Origin of the sequence: Streptomyces sp. NPDC049577, assembly GCF_040675635.1 — a bacterium.
Lineage (GTDB): Bacteria > Actinomycetota > Actinomycetes > Streptomycetales > Streptomycetaceae > Streptomyces.
Genome location: NZ_JBFAPH010000004.1, coordinates 1 through 18,534, shown reverse-complemented (window position 1 = coordinate 18,534; position 18,534 = coordinate 1). Strand labels below are relative to the sequence as shown.

The window sequence follows — 18,534 nt, the reverse complement described above, 5'->3', positions numbered from 1 at the left end:
TCTACGCCCGCCCGCGAGAATCTGGAAGACCGCGCGGGCGACCCGCGCGGGAACGGAGAGGAGAGACGGCGATGGCAACCAAGCGGTCCACCGGCGAGGGCGGGCCGAGGCGCAAGGCGGAGATCTTCGCGGCGACCCTCGACCTGCTGGCCGGCCACGGCTACGACGGGCTGACGATCGAGGGCGTGGCCCAGGCGTCCGGCGTCAACAAGACGACCATCTACCGCTGGTGGCCCTCGAAGTCCGAGCTGCTGCGCGACGCCCTGCTGCACTCGCGGACCCTGCACTTCGAGATCGCCGACACCGGGAACCTCCGCGGCGACCTCGCGGATCTGGCCGCCCGGGTGCAGGCGCTGCTGACCGAGGACCGCAGCCGGACGGTCGTGGAGGCCGCGCTGGTCGGCGCGGTGCGCCATGAGGCGATGCGCGAGATGGTGATCTCGTTCCTCGACGACCGGTTCGGCCGGCACCAGCCGATCTTCGAGCGGGCCGTGCGGCGCGGCGAGCTGCCCGCGGAGTTCGACCCGGCGCCGCTGGTCGACGCGATGGCCGGAGCGCTGTGGATACGGGCGCTGGTGCGGCGCGGGCCGATGGCCGGGGACTTCGCCGGGCATCTCGTGTCGCTGCTGATGGAAGGGGTCGACCAGGCGGCGCGCCGGTCCGCCCCACCCGCCCGGTGACCGCAACTACCGCTCGCGGACGTACGTCCTGACGATCACTCCGTTGCCGAAGGCCCGCAGCCCGTCCAGCGAGAACTCCGTGACCGCGAAGTCCGCGCCGAACATCGGCATGCCCGAGCCGTAGACCAGCGGGTAGGTCTTGATGACCAGCTCGTCGACCTCGTCCAGCAACTCGCCCGCGAGCTGCGAGCCGCCGCACAGCCAGATGCCGAGCTCGCTGTCCTCCGCCTTCAGCGCGCGCACCGCGCCGACCACGTCCTCGCCGATCAGCGTGACGTTCGGATCGGGCGACGCGCCCAGGCTCCGCGTCGCGACGTATTCGCGCAGGTGTGCGTACGGGCTGGTGATGCTGACGTCCAGGGCGAGCTGGTAGCTGCCCCGGCCCTGGACGACCGTGTCGAAGCGGCGGTTCTCCAGGTCCGTCAGACCGAGCGCGGTCCGGCCCTCGGCGGAGATCGTCTCGGGGTACTCCGAGGCAAGGAAGCCGATGAACTCCTCGTCCGCGAAGCGGAACATGGATGTCGCGTCACCCTGCGGGTCGCCGATGAAGCCGTCGATCGAGCAGGCGACGAAGTAGGTGAGCTTGCGCAAGAGGATCCTCGTTTCCGTAGACGGCCGTTGGCGACCGCGGGCAGCCGGTCAACCACTTCATCTATAGTGCTTCAACCGTAGTGGTTGCACACCCTTTTCGTGGAGGACAGACGGATGGCCAGAAACCCGGAACGCAGAACGGCGCTCGTCGACGCCGCCATCGAGGTGCTCGCGCGCGAGGGGGCCCGCGGGCTCACCTTCCGCGCCGTGGACACCCAGGCGGGCGTCCCGGTCGGCACGGCCTCCAACTACTTCGCCAGCCGCGACGACCTCTTCACCCAGGCGGGCGCCCGGATCCACGTCCGCATGACCCCCGACCCCGCCCGCGTCGGCGAGGCGATGCGGCCGGCGCCCTCCCGCGAGCTGGTCACCGATCTCATGCGCTGGCTCGTCCGCCGCATGGCCGCCGAACGCACCGGCTATCTCGCCATGCTGGAACTCCGCCTGGAGGCCACCCGCCGCCCGGCCCTCCAGGCGGAACTCAACCGCGCCGTCCGCGCCGAACTCGAGGCGAGCGTCCACTTCCACCTGGAGGCCGGACTGCCCGGCGACGCGGACACGGTGCTCGTCCTCTATCTCGCCATGACCGGCCTGCTGCTGGAGCACTTCACGCTGCCTGAGGTGCTGTCCGACACCGAGCTCGACCGGCTGGTGGAGACGGTGGTCACCCGCATCGTCCCGGAGCGGTGAGCCGGGCCCCGCGAACCGGGGCGCCCGCAAGGAAGGTTGGCGCGCGACAGGAAAAAGAAAGATCCCGCCCGACCCATAAGGATCGGACGGGATCTCATTGCTGTGGACCTGAGGGGATTTGAACCCCTGACCCCCTCGATGCGAACGAGGTGCGCTACCGGACTGCGCCACAGGCCCTTGCAACGAGTGAAACTCTAGCACCTCCGTCCGGGTGCTCGGAAATCCGGTTCGCCGCTGGTCAGTGCGGGCGTGGCCCAGGTCACTCGTTGGCGGCGCGGGGGCGGTCCTCGTCGGCGTACTGGTCGAAGAGCGGGGTGTGGCCGCGCTCCCGGGAACGCCGGCGGGGGCGGCGGCGATCGGCCGCCGGCTCGGCCGGGCTGGAGCGGGCGGCGCTCCAGGCATCCGCGCCGCCGATACCGGCCGAGCCGCCGCCACGCGGGGCGACCGGGGCGGAGACGTACGTCGGCAGCGGGACGGGCACGGGCTCCCAGCCCTCGCCCGCGCCGCGGTCGCGCTGCTGGTCGACCCACTCGGCGTGATCGGTCTGCTCGACGAGCGCGCGGCGCTCCGCGCTCTGCGCCGAGGGCGGCGGAGTCGGGGCGGGGTGGATGACGGTGTCAGCGGCGGCCGGGTCGTCGGACGCCGCCTGGTGAGGGCGGCCGCGGCCCTCGCGCAGCCGCTGGGCGGCCAGTTCGGCGCGGCGCTGGTCCATGGTGAAGGCGAACCGGCGCCGCTCCTGGAGCCGCAGGTAGACGATGTACGCGCTGAGCAGCACCGCCGGGACGGCCGGGGCCCAGAGGAACTCCAGGCCGCCGACGCCGGCGACGATCGCGCCGACGGTGAAGGCGAGGAAGAGCAGCACGGTGGTGCGCCGGCGGCGGGCGAGGACCTTCGAGCGCCGGGCGCGCTCGGCGGCCGTCTGCGCGGCCGCGGAGGACGCGGGCGCGCCGGAGGGCCGGGCGGCGACCTTATCGGTCACCGCGTCCGGCTCGGACGCGCGGAACTCCGGTTCCGCGACGCCGTCGGGGGCCGCCGCCTCGGCCGTCTCGCCGCCGGAGGCACGCCCGCCCAGGTCCTTCCCGAGGTCCTTCTCGAGATCCCGCGCGTAACGACGCTCCATGCCCGCCCGTCCGGACAGCAACCGGATGGCCGTGCTGAAGCGTTCCGTCGGACGGGCCTCGTTGAGCTCGTCCTGCCTACGGAGCCACATCGGCACCAAGTAGGCGGCCCAGGCTCCGACGATGACTGCGTAGATCAGGCCGCTGCTGCTCACCTTCACACCGTAGAGGGGTACGCGCAGCGGATTCCGCCAATTGGCGCGGTGTGTCGCACGATCCGGCTGATATCTCGAACTTTTTTTGTGATTGTTGGCTCGGGAACTGTCGGATTACCGTCAATTGACAGTTGATTTCGAACGTTTATTTTATTTCGAGGTCCGGCGCACGGCGTGCCAGCGGGCCAGCATGCCCTCGGGCACCTCCTCCGCGGTCAGCGCGTAGACCAGGTGGTCGCGCCACGCACCGTCGATGTGCAGATAGCGGGGGCGCAGCCCCTCCTCGCGGAATCCGAGCTTCTCCACGACACGGCGGCTGGGCGCGTTCTCCGGCCGGATGCACACCTCGACGCGGTGCAGTCCGACCGTGCGGAAGCAGTGGTCGGTCGCGAGGGCCACGGCGGTCGGCATGACGCCCCGGCCGGCGACGGCCTCGTCCACCCAGTAGCCGATGTGGGCGGAGCACATCGAGCCCCAGGTGATCCCCGCGACGGTCAGCTGGCCGGCCAGCCGGCCCTGGTACTCGATCACGAACGGCAGCATCCGGCCGGCGTGCGCCTCGGCGCGCAGATGGCGGACCATCTGCCGGTACGTGGGCCGCTGGGTGACGGGGCCGCCGGGCGGCGGCGGGGGGATGGTGGCCTCCCACGGGCGCAGCCAGTCGCGGTTGCGCCGGTTGACCTCCCGCCAGGCGCGCTGGTCGCGCAGCCTTATGGGGCGCAGGGCGACATCGCCGTCCGCCAGCTCGACCGGCCACGTGGCGTTCAGCGCGCGCCTCCCCCGCTGCCGGCCTCCGGGCTTCCCCCGGCATCCGGTCCCGGATGGTCACCGCCGCGCAGCTGGTCGACGGCGTGCGCCAGCAGCCGCTCCAGGACGGCGAGCCCGTCCCGGACGCCGCCGGTGGAACCCGGCAGGTTCACGATCAGCGTGCGGCCGGCCACCCCCGCGAGCCCCCGGGAGAGCGCGGCGGTGGGCACCTTGGCGAGGCCCTCCGCGCGGATGGCCTCCGCGATGCCGGGGACCTCGCGGTCGATCACGCGGCGCGTGGCCTCGGGGGTCCGGTCGGTGGGCGAGATGCCCGTGCCACCGGTGGTGACGACGACGTCGTACTCCTCCGTGACGGCCCGGCGCAGGGCCGCCTCCACGGGGTCGCCGTCGGGGACCACGCGCGGCCCGTCGACGGCGAAGCCGAGGGCTTCCAGCCCGGCGACGATCAGGGGGCCGCCCTTGTCCGCGTAGACGCCGGCGGCGGCGCGGTTGGAGGCGGTGACGACGAGGACGCGCCCGGCCGGCTTCATGAGCGGCTCCAGGGTCCCGACTTGCCCCCGGTCTTCTCCTCGACCCGGATGCCGGTGATCACCGCGCCCTTGTCGACGGCCTTGATCATGTCGACGACGGTCAGCGCGGCGGCGCTCACGGCCGTCAGGGCCTCCATCTCGACGCCGGTGCGGTCGTTCGTCCGGACGGTCGCGACGATCTCGACGGCGTCGTCGGCGACGGCGAGGTCGACCGTGACGCCCGAGAGCGCCAGCGGGTGGCACAGCGGGATCAGGTCGGGCGTGCGCTTGGCGGCCATGATCCCGGCGATGCGGGCGGTGGCGAGGACGTCGCCCTTGGGGACTCCCTCGCCGCGCAGCAGCTCCACCACGCGCGGGCTGACGAGTACCCGCCCCGCGGCGCGGGCGGTGCGGGTGGTGACGTCCTTGGCGGAGACGTCGACCATGCGGGCCGCGCCCGCGTCGTCGAGGTGGGTGAGACGGCCCTGGGGGGCCTGCGGGTCGTGGGCGGCGCTGCTCATCGTTCTCCCGGTCCGGTCCTGTGGGCAGACACCGTACCGGCCCGCCCCGGCGGCCGGTCGGACAGGACCGGCCGGAGGAGGCCGGATGGCGGCCGGACGGGGGCCGGCCGCACCGGTCAGCCGAGCAGGACGACGTCCACCTCGGTGCCGGCCGGCACGGCGGTGGTGTCCTCGGGGACGACGATCAGCGCGTTGGCGTCGGCCAGGGCCTTGACCAGGTGGGAGCCCGCGCCGCCGACCGTGCGGACCTCGCCGGTCCCCGGGTCGTGGCTGCCGCGCAGGAACTGGCGGCGGCCCTTGGGGGACGAGGCGATGGCGTCGGCGCACACCGCGCGGACCGTCGGCCGGTCCACCGGCTCCAGGCCCATCAGCGCGCGCAGGGCGGGCCGGACGAAGAGCTCGAAGGAGACGTAGGCGCTGACCGGGTTGCCGGGCAGGGCGAAGAGGGGGACGCGGTCGCGGCCGAGGCGGCCGAAGCCCTGGGGCTTGCCCGGCTGCATGGCCAGCCGACGGAAGTCGACACTGCCCTCGGCCCCGCTGAGCCCGGAGAGCGCCTCCTTGACCACGTCGTACGCGCCGACGCTGACGCCGCCGCTGGTGACCAGGACGTCGGCGCGCACCAGCTGGTCCTCCAGGGTGGCGCGCAGCTCGGCGGCGTCGTCCCCGACGGCGCCGACGCGGTAGGCGAGGGCTCCGGCGTCGCGGGCGCAGGCGGTGAGCATGAAGCTGTTGGAGTCGTGGATGAGCCCGGGGCCGAGGGCCTCGCCGGGCGGGACGAGCTCGGCGCCGGTGGAGACGACGACCACGCGCGGGCGCGGGCGGACGGTGACGGAGGGACGGCCGATGGCGGCCAGCAGCCCGATGTGGGCGGGGCCCAGCACGGTGCCGGCGGCCAGGGCCAGCTCGCCGGCGGCGACGTCGCTGCCGCGGGCGCGGACGTGCTCGCGGGCGGAGACGGGGCGGTGGATCCGGACCTCGCCGGTGGCGCCGGTCGCGGTGGCGGTGGCGGTGGCGGTGGCGCTGGCGGCCATGGTGGTGGCCGGGCCGCCGCCCAGCCCGCCGTCGGTCCACTCGACGGGCACGACGGCCTCGGCACCCGGCGGCAGGGGCGCGCCCGTCATGATCCGGACGGCCTGACCGGGGCCGACGGCCGGCAGCTCGCCGCTGCCCGCCGCGGCCTCGCCGACCACCTCGAGCACGGCCGGGAACTTCGGGCCGGCCCCCTCCACATCGGCCACGCGCACCGCGTAGCCGTCCATGGAGCTGTTGTCGAAGGGCGGAAGGGCCGCGGGAACCGTGACGTCCTCGACCAGCACGCAGCCCTGGGCGTCGAGGAGTTGCAGCTCGATGGGGTCCAGCGGGCGGATCTGCCCGAGGATGTCGGACACGTGCTCGTCCACGCTCCACAGCCGGTCGGCGGCAAGGTCCGGGCCGGCACCCGCGGCGGAGGCCGCGGCGCTGCTCAAGGGCGTCAAGGCGCTACATCTCCTCGGTGACGTAACTGCGGAGCCAGGCCCGGAAGTCGGGTCCCAGGTCCTCACGTTCGCATGCCAGTCTGACAATGGCACGCAGATAGTCACCGCGGTCCCCGGTGTCGTACCGGCGGCCCGTGAAGACCACGCCGTGCACCGGGCCGCCGAGGGCGGGCTCGGCCGCGAGCGCCTGGAGGGCGTCGGTCAGCTGGATCTCGCCGCCCCGGCCGGGCTCGGTCTCGCGCAGCACGTCGAAGATCGCCGGGTCGAGGACATAGCGGCCGATCACCGCGTAGTTGCTGGGCGCCTCGGCGGGCTCGGGCTTCTCGACCAGGCCGGTGACCTGGACGACACCCTCGGTCTCGGTGGGCTTGACGGCCGCGCAGCCGTACAGCCCGACCTGGGAGGGGTCGACCTCCATCAGCGCGATCACGCTGCCGCCGTGCAGCCGCTGGATGTCGACCATGCGGGAGAGCAGCGGATCGCGCTCGTCGATCAGGTCGTCGCCGAGCAGCACCGCGAAGGGCTCGTCGCCCACGTGCGGGGCGGCGCACAGCACGGCGTGCCCGAGGCCGCGCGGGTCGCCCTGGCGCACGTAGTGCATGGTGGCCAGGTCACTGGACTCCTGGACCTTGGCCAGCCGGGACTCGTCGCCCTTGCGCCGGAGGGCCTCCTCCAGCTCGTAGTTGCGGTCGAAGTGGTCCTCGAGGGGCCGCTTGTTCCGCCCGGTGATCATCAGGACGTCGGACAGCCCCGCGTGCACCGCCTCCTCCACCACGTATTGGATCGCCGGCTTGTCGACGACCGGCAGCATCTCCTTGGGCGTGGCCTTGGTGGCCGGGAGGAAACGGGTGCCGAGCCCCGCGGCGGGGATGACAGCCTTGGTGATCCGAGGGCGCGCTTGAGTCATGGGCCGAACACTATCCGTTGAGTTTGATCGGAAGATGAGGCTCCGCCGATTATGACCCCATACAAGGAGTTTCTCCGAACAATGATCACATATGACGATGGAAAACCGGAATTGCGGCGATCCCTCCTGGCGATGAGATCGGCGTTGACCTCGGACGAAATCCAGAAGTACGAGGCCGCGCTCGGGCACCGGGCCCTTGATCTCCCCGAGCTGGCGAAGGCCCGGACGGTGGCCGCGTACGTCTCCGTGGGGCGCGAGCCGGGTACGCGCGCGCTCCTTGACGCGCTGCGCGCGCGGGGCGTGCGGGTCCTGCTGCCGGTACTGCTTTCCGACAATGATCTCGACTGGGGCCTCTACCGGGGCCCCGACCACCTCGTACGGGCCTCCCGGGGCCTGCTGGAGCCCGACGGCGAGCGGCTCGGCCCCGAGGCGGTGACCGGCGCGGACGTCGTCCTGCTGCCGGGCCTGGCCGTGGACGCCCGCGGCACGCGCCTGGGCCGCGGCGGCGGCTCCTACGACCGCGTCCTCGCCCGCCTGGGCCGCGCAGGGGCGGACCCGGCGCTCGTGGTCCTCCTCTACGACAACGAGCTGCTCCCGCGGCTCCCGAAGGAACCCCATGACCACCCGGTCCAGGCGGCGATCACCCCGACGGCCGTCCACCGCTTCGGCTGCGCCTAGGCCCACCGCCCGCTCCCGCCGCCGCGACGGCGAGCGGCCACCGCGGCGCAGCCCGGCGGTACCGGACCGGGCCCGGCCCGGACCACAACCACCGGCGCCCCCGCCGGAACGGCACCGCCGGACACCCCGCCGATGGCCGATCACCGTCGCGGCGGAGAAGGAGTGCCCGGCATGCGTCACGCCGCAACAGCACCGGGCCCGGCCCGGACCGCAACCACCGGCACCCCGCCGGTGACCGATCGCCGTCGCGGCGCAGAAGAAGTGCCCGGCATGCGTCATGCCGGGCACTTCTCGGTTGTCGTCGGGGCCGCGCGGAGCGCTACGGCTTCAGGGTCAGCTCATCCCCCGTAGCCTTCTTCACCGCATTCGGGCTGAAAGCCCACGGCAGGAGCTCCCCCTTCGCCCACAGGTCCGTCTGGTCGTAGTAGTGCGCGGCGTACGCGTGGCCCGAGGCGCCCGTGAGGTTGATCCAGCGGGACTTGTCGAGGTCGCCGAGGTTGACGACCATCCGCATCGACGGCACCCAGACCACGTCGTAGCCGCCCGCCGCGTTCCAGCCGGCCGCGTTGACCGCCGCCTCGCCGCCGGCGAGGTTCCAGGGGCCGCGGTTGAGCATCCACTGGACGATGCCGGGGCCCTCCTTGCCGAGGGTCTGGTTCTTCAGCGTCAGCTGGTGCAGCCGGCCCCAGCTCCAGGAGTTGACGTCCTTGCCGAGCTTGGAGGTCAGCTCCCAGCGCGCGTCCTTCATGGCGCGGGCCAGCAGCTCGTCGCGGTTGGCGGCGCCGGGGTTGGCGCGGGTGCCGGTGGTCTTCCACCACTCGCTGTCGGGCTTGTTCAGGATGGAGCGGACCACCTCGGACCAGCGGTCGCCGCCGTCCGGCTGGGCCGCGTCCGCGTCGCGCTCGCCGCACTCCATGACGAGGCGGGTGTTGCCGTTGAGGTCCTCCTGCGGGCCGGAGCTGTCGGCCGGGCGGACCCGCAGGCACTGGCCCTTGACGCGCAGCTCCTTGGGCAGCTTGTTGCCGAAGGCCAGCTTGAGGGTGTTGCGCCAGACCGCGTTGAAGTACGCGGCGGCCGGGGAGTCGGCCTCCTGGGTGTAGTCCCAGTCCTTCAGCAGGTTCTGGGCCTCGCGCAGGTACTTGGTCTCGCGCTCGTTCGGACCCTTGAGGTCGATCTTGAGCAGGTAGGGCGTCAGCAGCTTGCCGATCTCGCTGCTGTTGTCCATCTGCATCTTCTGCATGTCGTCCGTCGAGATCTTGCCGCCGTCCTTGATCTTCGACTGGATCAGCTCGTTGATGCGCTGGCTGCGGGTGCCGTAGCCCCAGTCGTCGGTCAGCAGGTCGGGGTAGTTCTTGTCGGCGACGGCCTGGTTGGCGGTGACGATGTAGCCGCGCTTGGGGTTGTAGTCCCAGGGCAGCTCGGACTGCGGGATCCAGCTCTTCCACTGGTAGGCCGGGTCCCAGCCGGGTGCCGGGTAGCGGCCGTCGCCCTTGCCCCGGACCGGGATCATGCCGGGCGCCTGGTAGCCGATGTTGCCCTTGGTGTCGGCGTAGATCAGGTTCTGCGAGGGCACCTCGAACTGCGCGGCGGCCTTGCGGAAGGACGCGAAGTCGGTCGCCTGGTCCAGCGCGAAGACGGCGTCCATGGTCTTGCCCGGCATCAGGGCCGTCCAGCGCAGGGAGACGGCGTAGCCGTCACCGCGGTCCGGCGCCGGGTCCTTGACCGGGGCCTTCTCGCCGACCTTGACGAGCTCGTCGTTGCGGTCGGAGACGATCGGGCCGTTGTTGGTCTCGCGGATGGTGAACTCGCGGCTGGAGCCGCCCGCGACCTTGATGGTCTCCTTGCGGGTGGTGAAGGGGACCTGCTTGCCGTCGTAGAGGTAGCCGTCGGCGGTGACCTTCTCCAGGTACAGGTCGGAGACGTCGGCGCCCAGGTTGGTCATGCCCCAGGCGATGTCCTGGTTGTGGCCGATGACCACGCCCGGCATGCCGGCGAAGGAGTAGCCGGCCACGTCGAACGGGCACTGCGGGCCGACCTGGTTGCAGTGCAGGCCCATCTGGTACCAGAGCGAGGGCATCTGCGGCGCGAGGTGCGGGTCGTTGGCGAGCAGCGGCTTGCCGGTGGTCGTGTACTGGCCGGAGACGACCCAGGAGTTGGAGCCGATGCCGTTGCCGCTCGGGCCCATCAGCGCGGGCACCTTCTCGATGCTGCTGGAGAGGGCCGAGAGGCCGGTGCGCAGCCCGGTGGCGGCGGAGGCGCCGCCGGCCGTGGCGGCCGCGCCCGTGCCCGGCTTGCGCTCGCTCGGCGTGCCCTTGGGGTCGAAGGTCTTGCCGGTCGCGTCGACGGCGCCGCCCTCGACGATCGGCTTGTTCCGTTCGTACGGGTACGGCGGGTAGAGCTGCTCGATCTGAGCGGGGCTCAGCCGGGTCGAGGCGAGCGAGCGGTCGATCTCGTCCCGCATGTTGCCGCGCAGGTCCCAGGCCATGGCCTTGAGCCAGGCCACGGAGTCGACCGGGGTCCACTTCTCGGGCTTGTAGTCGTTCTCGAAGGCCAGGGCCGCGTACTCGACGGACAGCGACTTGCCCTGGTGGTCGGCGAGGTAGGCGTTGACGCCGTCGGCGTACGCCTGGAGGTACTTCTTGGTGGTCGCCGACAGCTTGGTGTCGTACTCCTGCTGCGCGACGCGGCGCCAGCCCAGGGTGCGCAGGAAGGCGTCGGTCTCGACCTGGCCGTCACCGAACATCTCGGAGAGCCGGCCGGCCGTCACGTGCCGGCGCACGTCCATCTCCCAGAAGCGGTCCTGGGCCTGGACGAAGCCCTGCGCGCGGAAGAGGTCCTCGGGGTTGTCCGCGTAGACCTGCGGGATGCCGTGGTCGTCGCGCGCCACCTTCACGGGACCTGACAGACCCTTGAGCTTCAGGCTGCCGCTCGTCTGCGGGAAGGAGGCCCGTACGGTGCTCACGCTCCAGTACGCGCCGAAGGCGACACCCGCCACCAGCAGCAGCACGAAGCCGATCACGAGCAGGCGGGCGCGTCGCCCCTTCTTCTTGCCGGGGCCGGATTTGTTGGCGGGCATCGCTGTCCTTAGAGGGGCAGGGTGGTCCTGGAGTGCTGAAGCAACCATAGGCGCAGGGCCACCGGGGCCCGGACGCGGCCGTCGATGAAGGGCCGGGCGTCAAGAACCCGTAAAATATTAGATGAGGAAATGAACTAACCGCCGGTATCAGTACCGGCGGGTACGAGAGACCGACGAACCGACCGTGGCACCACCTCGTGAAGGGACCGGCCCCTGACTGTCCAGCACCTCAACGAACTCCTGCTCGTCTGCTCGCTCGTCCTGCTCGTCGCGGTGGCGGCGGTGCGCGTCTCGTCGCGCAGCGGGCTGCCGAGCCTGCTCGTCTATCTCGGCATCGGCGTCGCCATCGGCCAGGACGGCATCGGCGTCTCCTTCAACGACGTCGGTCTCACCCAGGTCATCGGGTACGCGGCCCTGGTCGTGATCCTGGCCGAGGGTGGTCTCGGCACCAAGTGGCAGGAGATCAAACCCGCCCTGCCCAGCGCCGCCGTGCTCTCCACGGTCGGTGTCGCCGTGAGCGTGGGCGTCACCGCGGCGGCGGCGCACTACCTGGCGGGCATCGACTGGCGGCAGTCCCTGATCATCGGCGCGGTGGTGTCCTCGACGGACGCGGCGGCGGTCTTCTCCGTGCTGCGAAACGTTCCGCTGCCCTCCCGGCTCACCGGTGTGCTGGAGGCCGAGTCCGGGTTCAACGACGCCCCCGTCGTCATCCTGGTCGTCGCCTTCTCGGCCGCCGGTCCCGTCGAGCACTGGTACCTGCTGCTCGGCGAGATCGCCCTGGAGCTGGCCATCGGCGCGGCCGTCGGCCTGACCATCGGCGCGCTGGGCGCGCTGACGCTGCGGCACGTGGCGCTGCCGGCCTCCGGTCTCTACCCGATCGCCGTGATGGCCATCGCGACCGTCGCCTACGCGGGCGGCGCGCTCGCCCACGGCTCGGGCTTCCTGGCCGTCTATCTGGCCGCGCTGATCCTCGGCAACGCCAAGCTGCCGCACTGGCCGGCCACCCGGGGCTTCGCGGAGGGGCTGGGCTGGATCGCCCAGATCGGGCTGTTCATCCTGCTGGGCCTGCTGGTCACCCCGCACGAGCTGGGCGGCGACATCCTGCCCGCGCTGGTCGTGGGCCTGGTGCTGACGGTCGTGGCCCGGCCGCTGTCCGTGCTGGTGTCGACGGCGCCGTTCCGCACGCCCTGGCGGGAGAAGACGCTGCTGTCCTGGGCGGGGCTGCGCGGCGCGGTGCCCATCGTGCTGGCCACCATCCCGATGGTCTCGGGCGTGACCGACAGCCGCCGGATCTTCAACATCGTCTTCGTGCTGGTGATCGTCTACACGCTGGTGCAGGGGCCGACCCTGCCCTGGCTCGCCGGCCGGCTGGACCTGGGTGACAACGAGGCGGAGGACCTGGGCATCGAGTCCGCCCCGCTGGAGCGGCTGCGCGGGCATCTGCTGTCGGTCTCCATCCCGGAGGGCTCACGGATGCACGGCGTGGAGGTCTCCGAGCTCCGGCTGCCGGCCGGGGCCGCGGTCACCCTGGTCGTCCGGGACGGCACGAGCTTCGTGCCCGGGCCCTCGACCGTGCTGCGGCACGGCGACGAGCTGCTGGTCGTCGCCACGGACCCGGTGCGGGACGCGGCGGAGCGGCGGCTGCGGGCGGTCGGCGAGGGCGGCAAGCTGGCGGGCTGGCTGGGCACTCCGCACGCGGTGCCGCGCGGGATTGGCGGGCCGGATGTGACCAAGGCGACAGCGTGGGCGAAAGCGACCGGTATGATAAGGAGGAAGTAAGCCGGGTCATCGACCGGCTTGCGATCCATTTTCATCCTGTAATCGAACCAACTCTGCCTGATGCAGGGCTGGCGCGACCGCACGGCGGCCGCGGCCGCACGAGGCGGCCGGAACGGTATCTACCACGGTCCTGCGCGAGAGGACAGCTCTCGGCGCGCTCCGTGCGTACGTACGCGTAGGGGGCGTTGCTACCAGGCGGCGGAAAGGCCCAGGCCGTGGCGGAGACCCACCACGACCCCGCCGGGGCACGACCCGGATACGGCAGCCTGCTGCGTACCCGCGGCGCATGGACGTTCCTGCTCCCCGGCTTCCTTGCCCGGCAGCCCTTCGCGATGCTGACGATCGGCATCCTGCTGCTGGTCAACGACACCACCGGCTCGTACGGCACCGCGGGCACCGTCTCGGCGACCGCGGGTGTGGCCATGGCCCTGTTCGCCCCGCTGAGCGGCAAGCTCGCGGACCGCTTCGGACAGGCCGCCGTGCTCATGCCCGGCGTTGTCGTGCACGCGGCCGCGATCTCGCTGCTGACGACGCTCGCGCTGTCGCACGCGCCCCTGTGGGCGCTGCTCGCGGCGGCCGTGCCGGCCGGTGCGTCGACCCCGCAGATCGGCCCGATGGTCCGGGCCCGCTGGGCGGCCAGGCTGGACGGCTCGCCGCTGATGCCGACGGCGGCCGCCTTCGAGTCGGTCACCGACGAGTTCACGTTCGTGATCGGCCCGGTGCTGGCCACCGCGCTGTGCACCGGGGTCCACCCGGCGGCCGGTCTGGTCGCCGAGGCGGCTCTGACGCTGGTCGGCGGTCTGCTGTTCGCCACGCAGCGGCGCACGCAGCCCGCGGCCGCGGGCGCTGCGGCCGCCGCCGGCGGGGCCAAGGGCGTCTCCGCGCTGTCCGTTCCGGGCGTGCGGGTGCTGGCGGTCACGATGCTCGGCATCGGCACGGTCTTCGGCGGCATGCAGGTCTCGATGACCGCCTTCACCAAGGAGCTCGGCGAGCCCGGCCTCAACGGTCTGATGTACGGAACCTTCGCGGCCGGGAACATGATCGCGGGCATCGTCTGCGGTGCCGTCGCCTGGAAGATCAGCGCGCAGCGCCGGCTGCTGATCGCCTACCCGCTGCTGGTCCTGGCCACCACCCCGCTGTGGGCCGCGGACGCGCTGCCGCTGCTGGGCGCCGCGGGCCTGGCCGTGGGCCTGTGCATCGCGCCCTCGCTGATCACCGGCTACACGCTGGTCGAGAAGCTGGTCCCGGCGGGCGCCCGGACCGAGGCCTTCACCTGGCTGACCGGCGCGGTCGGCCTGGGCCAGGCCGCCGGCGCCACCGTGGGCGGCCGCCTGATCGACGCCCACGGCGCGAGCACCGGCTTCCTGGTGCCGCTGGGCGGTACGGCCCTGGCGCTGGTGGTCCTGCTGGCCCTGCGCAAGGCGCTGACGCCGAAGGGCGAGTCGGTCGTCGCGGCACGTGGGGTCGGTCACCGTGAGCCCGTTCCGGTGGACTGACGGACCGGAATACTGCACTATTGAGCGTCGTTAGCACTCATTGAGTGAGAGTGCCAGGAGGATCACGTGCCGACTTACCAGTACCAGTGCACCGAGTGCGGCGAGGGCCTCGAAGCGGTGCAGAAGTTCACCGATGACGCCCTGACGGTGTGCCCGCAGTGCGACGGACGCCTCAAGAAGGTGTTCTCGGCAGTCGGCATCGTCTTCAAGGGCTCCGGCTTCTACCGGAACGACAGCCGTGGCGCGTCGTCCAGCAGCAGCCCGGCGAAGGCCTCGTCGACGACCTCGTCCTCGGCGTCCCCGGCCTCGTCCTCGACGGCTTCTTCTTCGTCGTCGTCCTCGGCGGGCTCGTCGAGCTCCACGGCTGCCTGACACACTCCCGCAGTTTTTCGAACAACGGCGTCCGCCGTCCCTCCGGTCCCACCGGTGAGACGGCGGGCGCCGTCGTGCGCGGGGCGCGGTTAGGGTGAGCGCATGGTCGACACCAGCATCGCGCAGACGGCGGACACGGCCGGGACGGCCGGCATGGCCGACATAGGCGTCATCGGCGGATCGGGGTTCTACTCCTTCCTGGAGGACGTCACCGAGGTCCGCGTGACCACGCCCTACGGCGACCCCAGCGACTCCCTCTTCATCGGCGAACTGGCCGGCCGCCGGGTCGCGTTCCTCCCCCGGCACGGCCGCGGCCATGTGCTGCCGCCGCACCGCATCAACTACCGCGCCAACCTGTGGGCGCTGCGCGCCGCCGGCGTACGGCAGGTGCTGGGCCCGTGCGCGGTGGGCGGTCTCCGGCCGGAGTACGGGCCGGGCACGCTGCTCGTGCCGGACCAGCTCGTGGACCGTACGAGGACGCGCGTCCAGACCTACTTCGACGGCGTCCCCCGGGGCGACGGCGCGGTGCCGAACGTCGTGCACACCACCTTCGCCGACCCCTACTGCCCGGCCGGGCGCGCGGTGGCCGTGGCGGCGGCGCGCGGACGCGACTGGGAGCCGGTGGACGGCGGGACGATGGTCGTCATCGAGGGCCCGCGCTTCTCGACCCGCGCCGAATCGCACTGGCACTCCGCCCAGGGCTGGTCGGTGATCGGTATGACCGGCCACCCGGAGGCCGTCCTGGCCCGCGAGCTGGAGCTCTGCTACACCTCGCTGTCCTTGGTCACGGACCTGGACGCCGGGGTGGAGACGGGCGAGGGCGTCTCGCACGCCGAGGTGCTGCGGGTCTTCGGCGAGAACATCGGGCGGCTGCGCGAGGTGCTGTTCGACGTGGTCGCCGCGCTGCCGAAGACCGAGGACCGGGACTGTCTGTGCACGCGGGTGCACGACGGGTGGGAGCTGGGTATCGAGCTCCCGTAGGCCGTGAGCCGGGCGGCCGTTTGTGGCGATACGGTATGGAACCGTCCATTCCGCCACACATGCAGAGAGGTTGTCCGGTGAGCGATTCGGCGAGCGGGAAGAAAACAGGGGTCCTCGGCGGCTTCAAGGCGTTCCTGATGCGGGGGAACGTCGTCGATCTCGCGGTCGCGGTCGTCATCGGCGCGGCGTTCACCAACATCGTGAACTCCGTGGTCAAGGGCGTGATCAACCCGATCGTCGGCGCCTTCGGCACCAGTGACCTCGACCGCTACGCCGCGTGCCTCAAGGGCCCCTGCACCCGCAAGGCGACCGGGGAGGTGACGCAGGGCGTCTACATCCAGTGGGGCGCGGTGCTCAGCGCCTCGCTCACCTTCTTGATCACCGCCGCGGTCGTCTACTTCCTGATGCTGCTGCCGATGAAGCGCTGGCAGGAGCGCCAGGCGGCCCGCTCCCGCACGACGACCGAACCGGCCGCACCGGCCGAGACGGAGCTCGAGCTGCTGGCGCAGATCCGCGACACGCTGCTCGAACAGCGCCGCGGGCCGGGCACGGACTCGGTCCCGGCCCAGAGGTAGGGCCCCACTCGGCCGCTCAGATGTGGTGGGGCGGCTTCTCGTCCAGGAAGCGCGCCAGGTCGGCGGCCGAGCCGTCGCCGGCGGAGGGGCGCTCGCCCCAGCCCTGGTCCGTGTCGTCCCGGGAGGGCCGCGCCAGCGGATCGTCGAAGATCAGCGCGGCGGCAGCGGCGGGGTCGCGCGGCGGACGGGCAGGTTCGGGGGCGGTGCTCATGCCTCCAGGGTACGGGCCGCGTGCCCGGGAGCCTTCGGCGCGCGGAGCGCGGGGGCCGCGGTGACAATCGCCCTATGAGCGAGGAGCCGCCGCCCGCCCGGCGCCCGGGCCTGCTGCGCCCGATGACCGCTCGCGGCCGGGCGGAGGAGCACCGCACCGCCACCCCGCTGGAGCTCTTCTTCGACCTGTGCTTCGTGGTGGCAGTGGCCCAGGCGGGCCGCCAGTTGGTGCACGCGCTCGCCGAGGGCCACACGGGGCACGGCGTCGTCGGCTACCTGATGGTCTTCTTCGCCGTCTGGCTGGCGTGGATGAACTTCACCTGGTTCGCCTCCGCCTACGACACCGACGACGTCCTCTACCGCGTGGTGACCCTGGTGCAGATCGCCGGGGTGCTGATCCTGGCCGCGGGCATCCCGCGCGGCTTCGACCGCGGCGACTTCCGGGTGATCTGGTTCGGCTACCTGGTGATGCGGGTGGCCATGACCTCCCAGTGGCTGCGGGCCGCCCACAGCGCGCGCGGCCCCGAGCGGCGCACGGCCCTGCGGTACGCGGCGGGGGTGGCGCTCTGCCAGGTCGGCTGGCTGGGCCTGCTGTTCCTGCCGGGCCACGCCAAGCCGTGGCTCTTCCTCGGCATGGCGCTGCTCGAGGTGAGCGTCCCCCTCTACGCCGAGCGGAGCCGCCCCACCGGCTGGCATCCGCACCACATCGCCGAGCGCTACGGCCTCTTCCTCATCATCGTCCTCGGCGAGACGGTGGCGGCGGCCACGGTCGCCGTGCAGTCGGGCGTCGACGAGCACGAGGCGGTCGGCAGCCTGCTGCCGATCGCCGGCGGCGGCCTGCTGCTCATCTTCGCGGCCTACTGGATCTACTTCGCCGCGCCCATCCACCTCCATCTGGCCTCCAACCGGCAGGCGTTCGTCTGGGGCTACGGCCACTACGTCGTCTTCGGCTCGGCGGCGGCGATCGGCGCGGGCATCGAGGTGGCGATCGAACAGGCCACCGGCAAGGCGCACATCTCCGCCCTGGGGGCGGCCTCGACGGTGACGGTGCCGACGGCGCTGTTCATGCTCTCGGTGTGGCTGGTCCACTCCCGCCACTACAAGCGGGGCCCGGCGCAGCAGCTGACCTTGCCGGTCTCGGCACTGGCGGTGCTGGCCTGCACGTTCGCCGGCGACGCGGCGGTACTCCTCGCCGGGCTCGTCGCGGCGGCGACGGTGGCGGTGGGGGTCTCCCTCGCGGGATCCGCTTCGGAACGTTCCGGGTAGCGCCCGGTTTGAGGAAGGGGCGGGTCCGGGGAGGAGCCCCCCGTGCCACACCACGACGCCCTCACCGACGTTCCCGGCCTCCGCGTGGGCCACGCGCGGCGCGGCCTCACCGGTACGACCGTCGTCCTCACCGAGCCCGGCGGCGCGACCGCCGCCGTGGACGTCCGGGGCGGCGGCCCCGGCACCCGGGAGACCGACGCGCTCGACGCGCGCAACCTCGTGCAGCGCGTGGAGGCGGTCGTCCTCACCGGCGGCAGCGCCTTCGGGCTGGACGCGGCCTCGGGGGTGGCGGCCTGGCTGGAGGACGCGGGCCGCGGCTTCCGGGTCGGCCCCGACCCGGCGCAGGTCGTGCCCGTCGTCCCGGCGGCCGCGCTGTTCGACCTCGGCCGGGGCGGCGACTGGCGGGCCCGCCCGGACGCCGCGCTCGGCAGGGAGGCGGCCGAGGCGGCGGCCCGTACGCCGAGCGGTGCGCCCGTGGCGCAGGGCAACGTCGGCGCGGGCACGGGCGCGGTGGCCGGCGGCCTCAAGGGCGGGATCGGTACGGCGAGCACGGTCCTGCCGTCGGGTATCACCGTCGCCGCCCTCGCCGCCGTCAACGCGGCGGGAGCGGTGGCCTCTGCCGACCGCGATCGCCGCCGAGGAGGAATGCTCCATCGAGGACGCCTTCCAGAAGGCGATCGCGGTCCA

The 18,534-nt window shown here is 72.5% G+C and carries 19 protein-coding genes and 1 tRNA gene; 10 read left to right on the top strand and 10 right to left on the bottom strand.

All coding sequences use genetic code 11. The features are described 5' to 3' along the window. Positions 1-71: 71 nt before the first annotated feature. Positions 72-680: a TetR/AcrR family transcriptional regulator gene (locus AB0K09_RS01055; protein WP_366063067.1), complete on the top strand. Its 609-nt coding sequence runs from the start codon at positions 72-74 to the stop codon at positions 678-680. Positions 681-686: 6 nt separating this feature from the next. Here AB0K09_RS01055 and AB0K09_RS01050 read toward each other — a convergent pair whose 3' ends face one another. Next, entirely contained in the window at positions 687-1,271 is a 585-nt protein-coding gene (locus tag AB0K09_RS01050; protein ID WP_366063066.1) for a dihydrofolate reductase family protein, read from the bottom strand. Positions 1,272-1,385: 114 nt separating this feature from the next. On the opposite strand from AB0K09_RS01050, the gene AB0K09_RS01045 reads away from it, so the two are divergent. Then, a complete protein-coding gene (locus AB0K09_RS01045; RefSeq protein WP_366063065.1) occupies positions 1,386-1,961 on the top strand; it encodes a TetR family transcriptional regulator in 576 nt (191 codons plus the stop codon). A gap of 103 nt (positions 1,962-2,064) precedes the next feature. On the opposite strand, the gene AB0K09_RS01040 is transcribed toward AB0K09_RS01045, so the two are convergent. From AB0K09_RS01040 to galU, 7 genes are all read right to left on the bottom strand, one after another. Then, positions 2,065-2,138: transfer RNA gene (locus tag AB0K09_RS01040), tRNA-Ala, on the bottom strand. A gap of 82 nt (positions 2,139-2,220) precedes the next feature. Then, positions 2,221-3,234 carry a hypothetical protein gene (locus tag AB0K09_RS01035; protein ID WP_366063064.1) on the bottom strand — a complete coding sequence of 338 codons (1,014 nt, stop codon included), beginning with the start codon at positions 3,232-3,234 and terminating at the stop codon, positions 2,221-2,223. Positions 3,235-3,384: 150 nt separating this feature from the next. Next, positions 3,385-4,002 carry a GNAT family protein gene (locus tag AB0K09_RS01030; RefSeq protein ID WP_366063111.1) on the bottom strand — a complete coding sequence of 206 codons (618 nt, stop codon included), beginning with the start codon at positions 4,000-4,002 and terminating at the stop codon, positions 3,385-3,387. Beyond that, entirely contained in the window at positions 3,999-4,532 is a 534-nt protein-coding gene (locus AB0K09_RS01025) for a MogA/MoaB family molybdenum cofactor biosynthesis protein (protein ID WP_366063063.1), read from the bottom strand. The genes AB0K09_RS01030 and AB0K09_RS01025 overlap by 4 nt, the downstream gene beginning before the upstream one ends. Beyond that, the gene (gene moaC / locus AB0K09_RS01020) at positions 4,529-5,032 is read right to left on the bottom strand and encodes a cyclic pyranopterin monophosphate synthase MoaC (RefSeq protein WP_366063062.1); all 504 of its coding nucleotides are present in this window, start codon (positions 5,030-5,032) and stop codon (positions 4,529-4,531) included. The genes AB0K09_RS01025 and moaC overlap by 4 nt, the downstream gene beginning before the upstream one ends. A 116-nt stretch (positions 5,033-5,148) precedes the next feature. After that, the gene (glp, locus tag AB0K09_RS01015) at positions 5,149-6,498 is read right to left on the bottom strand and encodes a gephyrin-like molybdotransferase Glp (RefSeq protein WP_366063061.1); all 1,350 of its coding nucleotides are present in this window, start codon (positions 6,496-6,498) and stop codon (positions 5,149-5,151) included. Positions 6,499-6,511: 13 nt separating this feature from the next. After that, on the bottom strand, positions 6,512-7,414 hold the full coding sequence (galU, locus tag AB0K09_RS01010; protein WP_366063060.1) for a UTP--glucose-1-phosphate uridylyltransferase GalU: 903 nt from the start codon (positions 7,412-7,414) through the stop codon (positions 6,512-6,514). A gap of 81 nt (positions 7,415-7,495) precedes the next feature. On the opposite strand from galU, the gene AB0K09_RS01005 reads away from it, so the two are divergent. Beyond that, entirely contained in the window at positions 7,496-8,092 is a 597-nt protein-coding gene (locus AB0K09_RS01005; RefSeq protein ID WP_366063059.1) for a 5-formyltetrahydrofolate cyclo-ligase, read from the top strand. Positions 8,093-8,411: 319 nt separating this feature from the next. On the opposite strand, the gene AB0K09_RS01000 is transcribed toward AB0K09_RS01005, so the two are convergent. Further along, positions 8,412-11,168: a penicillin acylase family protein gene (locus AB0K09_RS01000; RefSeq protein ID WP_366063058.1), complete on the bottom strand. Its 2,757-nt coding sequence runs from the start codon at positions 11,166-11,168 to the stop codon at positions 8,412-8,414. 213 nt (positions 11,169-11,381) lie between these two features. On the opposite strand from AB0K09_RS01000, the gene AB0K09_RS00995 reads away from it, so the two are divergent. The 5 genes from AB0K09_RS00995 (at position 11,382) to mscL (ending at position 16,371) form a co-directional block, all read left to right on the top strand. Beyond that, the gene (locus AB0K09_RS00995) at positions 11,382-12,947 is read left to right on the top strand and encodes a potassium/proton antiporter (RefSeq protein ID WP_366063110.1); all 1,566 of its coding nucleotides are present in this window, start codon (positions 11,382-11,384) and stop codon (positions 12,945-12,947) included. A 215-nt stretch (positions 12,948-13,162) separates the two neighbouring features. After that, positions 13,163-14,443 carry an MFS transporter gene (locus tag AB0K09_RS00990; RefSeq protein WP_366063057.1) on the top strand — a complete coding sequence of 427 codons (1,281 nt, stop codon included), beginning with the start codon at positions 13,163-13,165 and terminating at the stop codon, positions 14,441-14,443. Positions 14,444-14,509: 66 nt separating this feature from the next. Next, entirely contained in the window at positions 14,510-14,815 is a 306-nt protein-coding gene (locus AB0K09_RS00985) for an FmdB family zinc ribbon protein (protein ID WP_366063056.1), read from the top strand. A 153-nt stretch (positions 14,816-14,968) separates the two neighbouring features. After that, entirely contained in the window at positions 14,969-15,796 is an 828-nt protein-coding gene (locus tag AB0K09_RS00980; RefSeq protein WP_366063109.1) for an S-methyl-5'-thioadenosine phosphorylase, read from the top strand. A 77-nt stretch (positions 15,797-15,873) separates the two neighbouring features. Continuing rightward, the gene (gene mscL / locus AB0K09_RS00975; RefSeq protein ID WP_366063055.1) at positions 15,874-16,371 is read left to right on the top strand and encodes a large conductance mechanosensitive channel protein MscL; all 498 of its coding nucleotides are present in this window, start codon (positions 15,874-15,876) and stop codon (positions 16,369-16,371) included. 16 nt (positions 16,372-16,387) lie between these two features. Here mscL and AB0K09_RS00970 read toward each other — a convergent pair whose 3' ends face one another. Beyond that, complete coding sequence (locus tag AB0K09_RS00970) at positions 16,388-16,582, bottom strand: hypothetical protein (protein WP_366063054.1); 195 nt, start codon at positions 16,580-16,582, stop codon at positions 16,388-16,390. A 74-nt stretch (positions 16,583-16,656) separates the two neighbouring features. On the opposite strand from AB0K09_RS00970, the gene AB0K09_RS00965 reads away from it, so the two are divergent. After that, positions 16,657-17,847, top strand: a complete 1,191-nt coding sequence (locus AB0K09_RS00965; RefSeq protein ID WP_366063053.1) for a low temperature requirement protein A — start codon at positions 16,657-16,659, stop codon at positions 17,845-17,847. 42 nt (positions 17,848-17,889) lie between these two features. Next, a partial coding sequence (locus tag AB0K09_RS00960) for a P1 family peptidase (RefSeq protein ID WP_366063052.1) occupies positions 17,890-18,534 on the top strand: 645 nt, incomplete at its 3' end.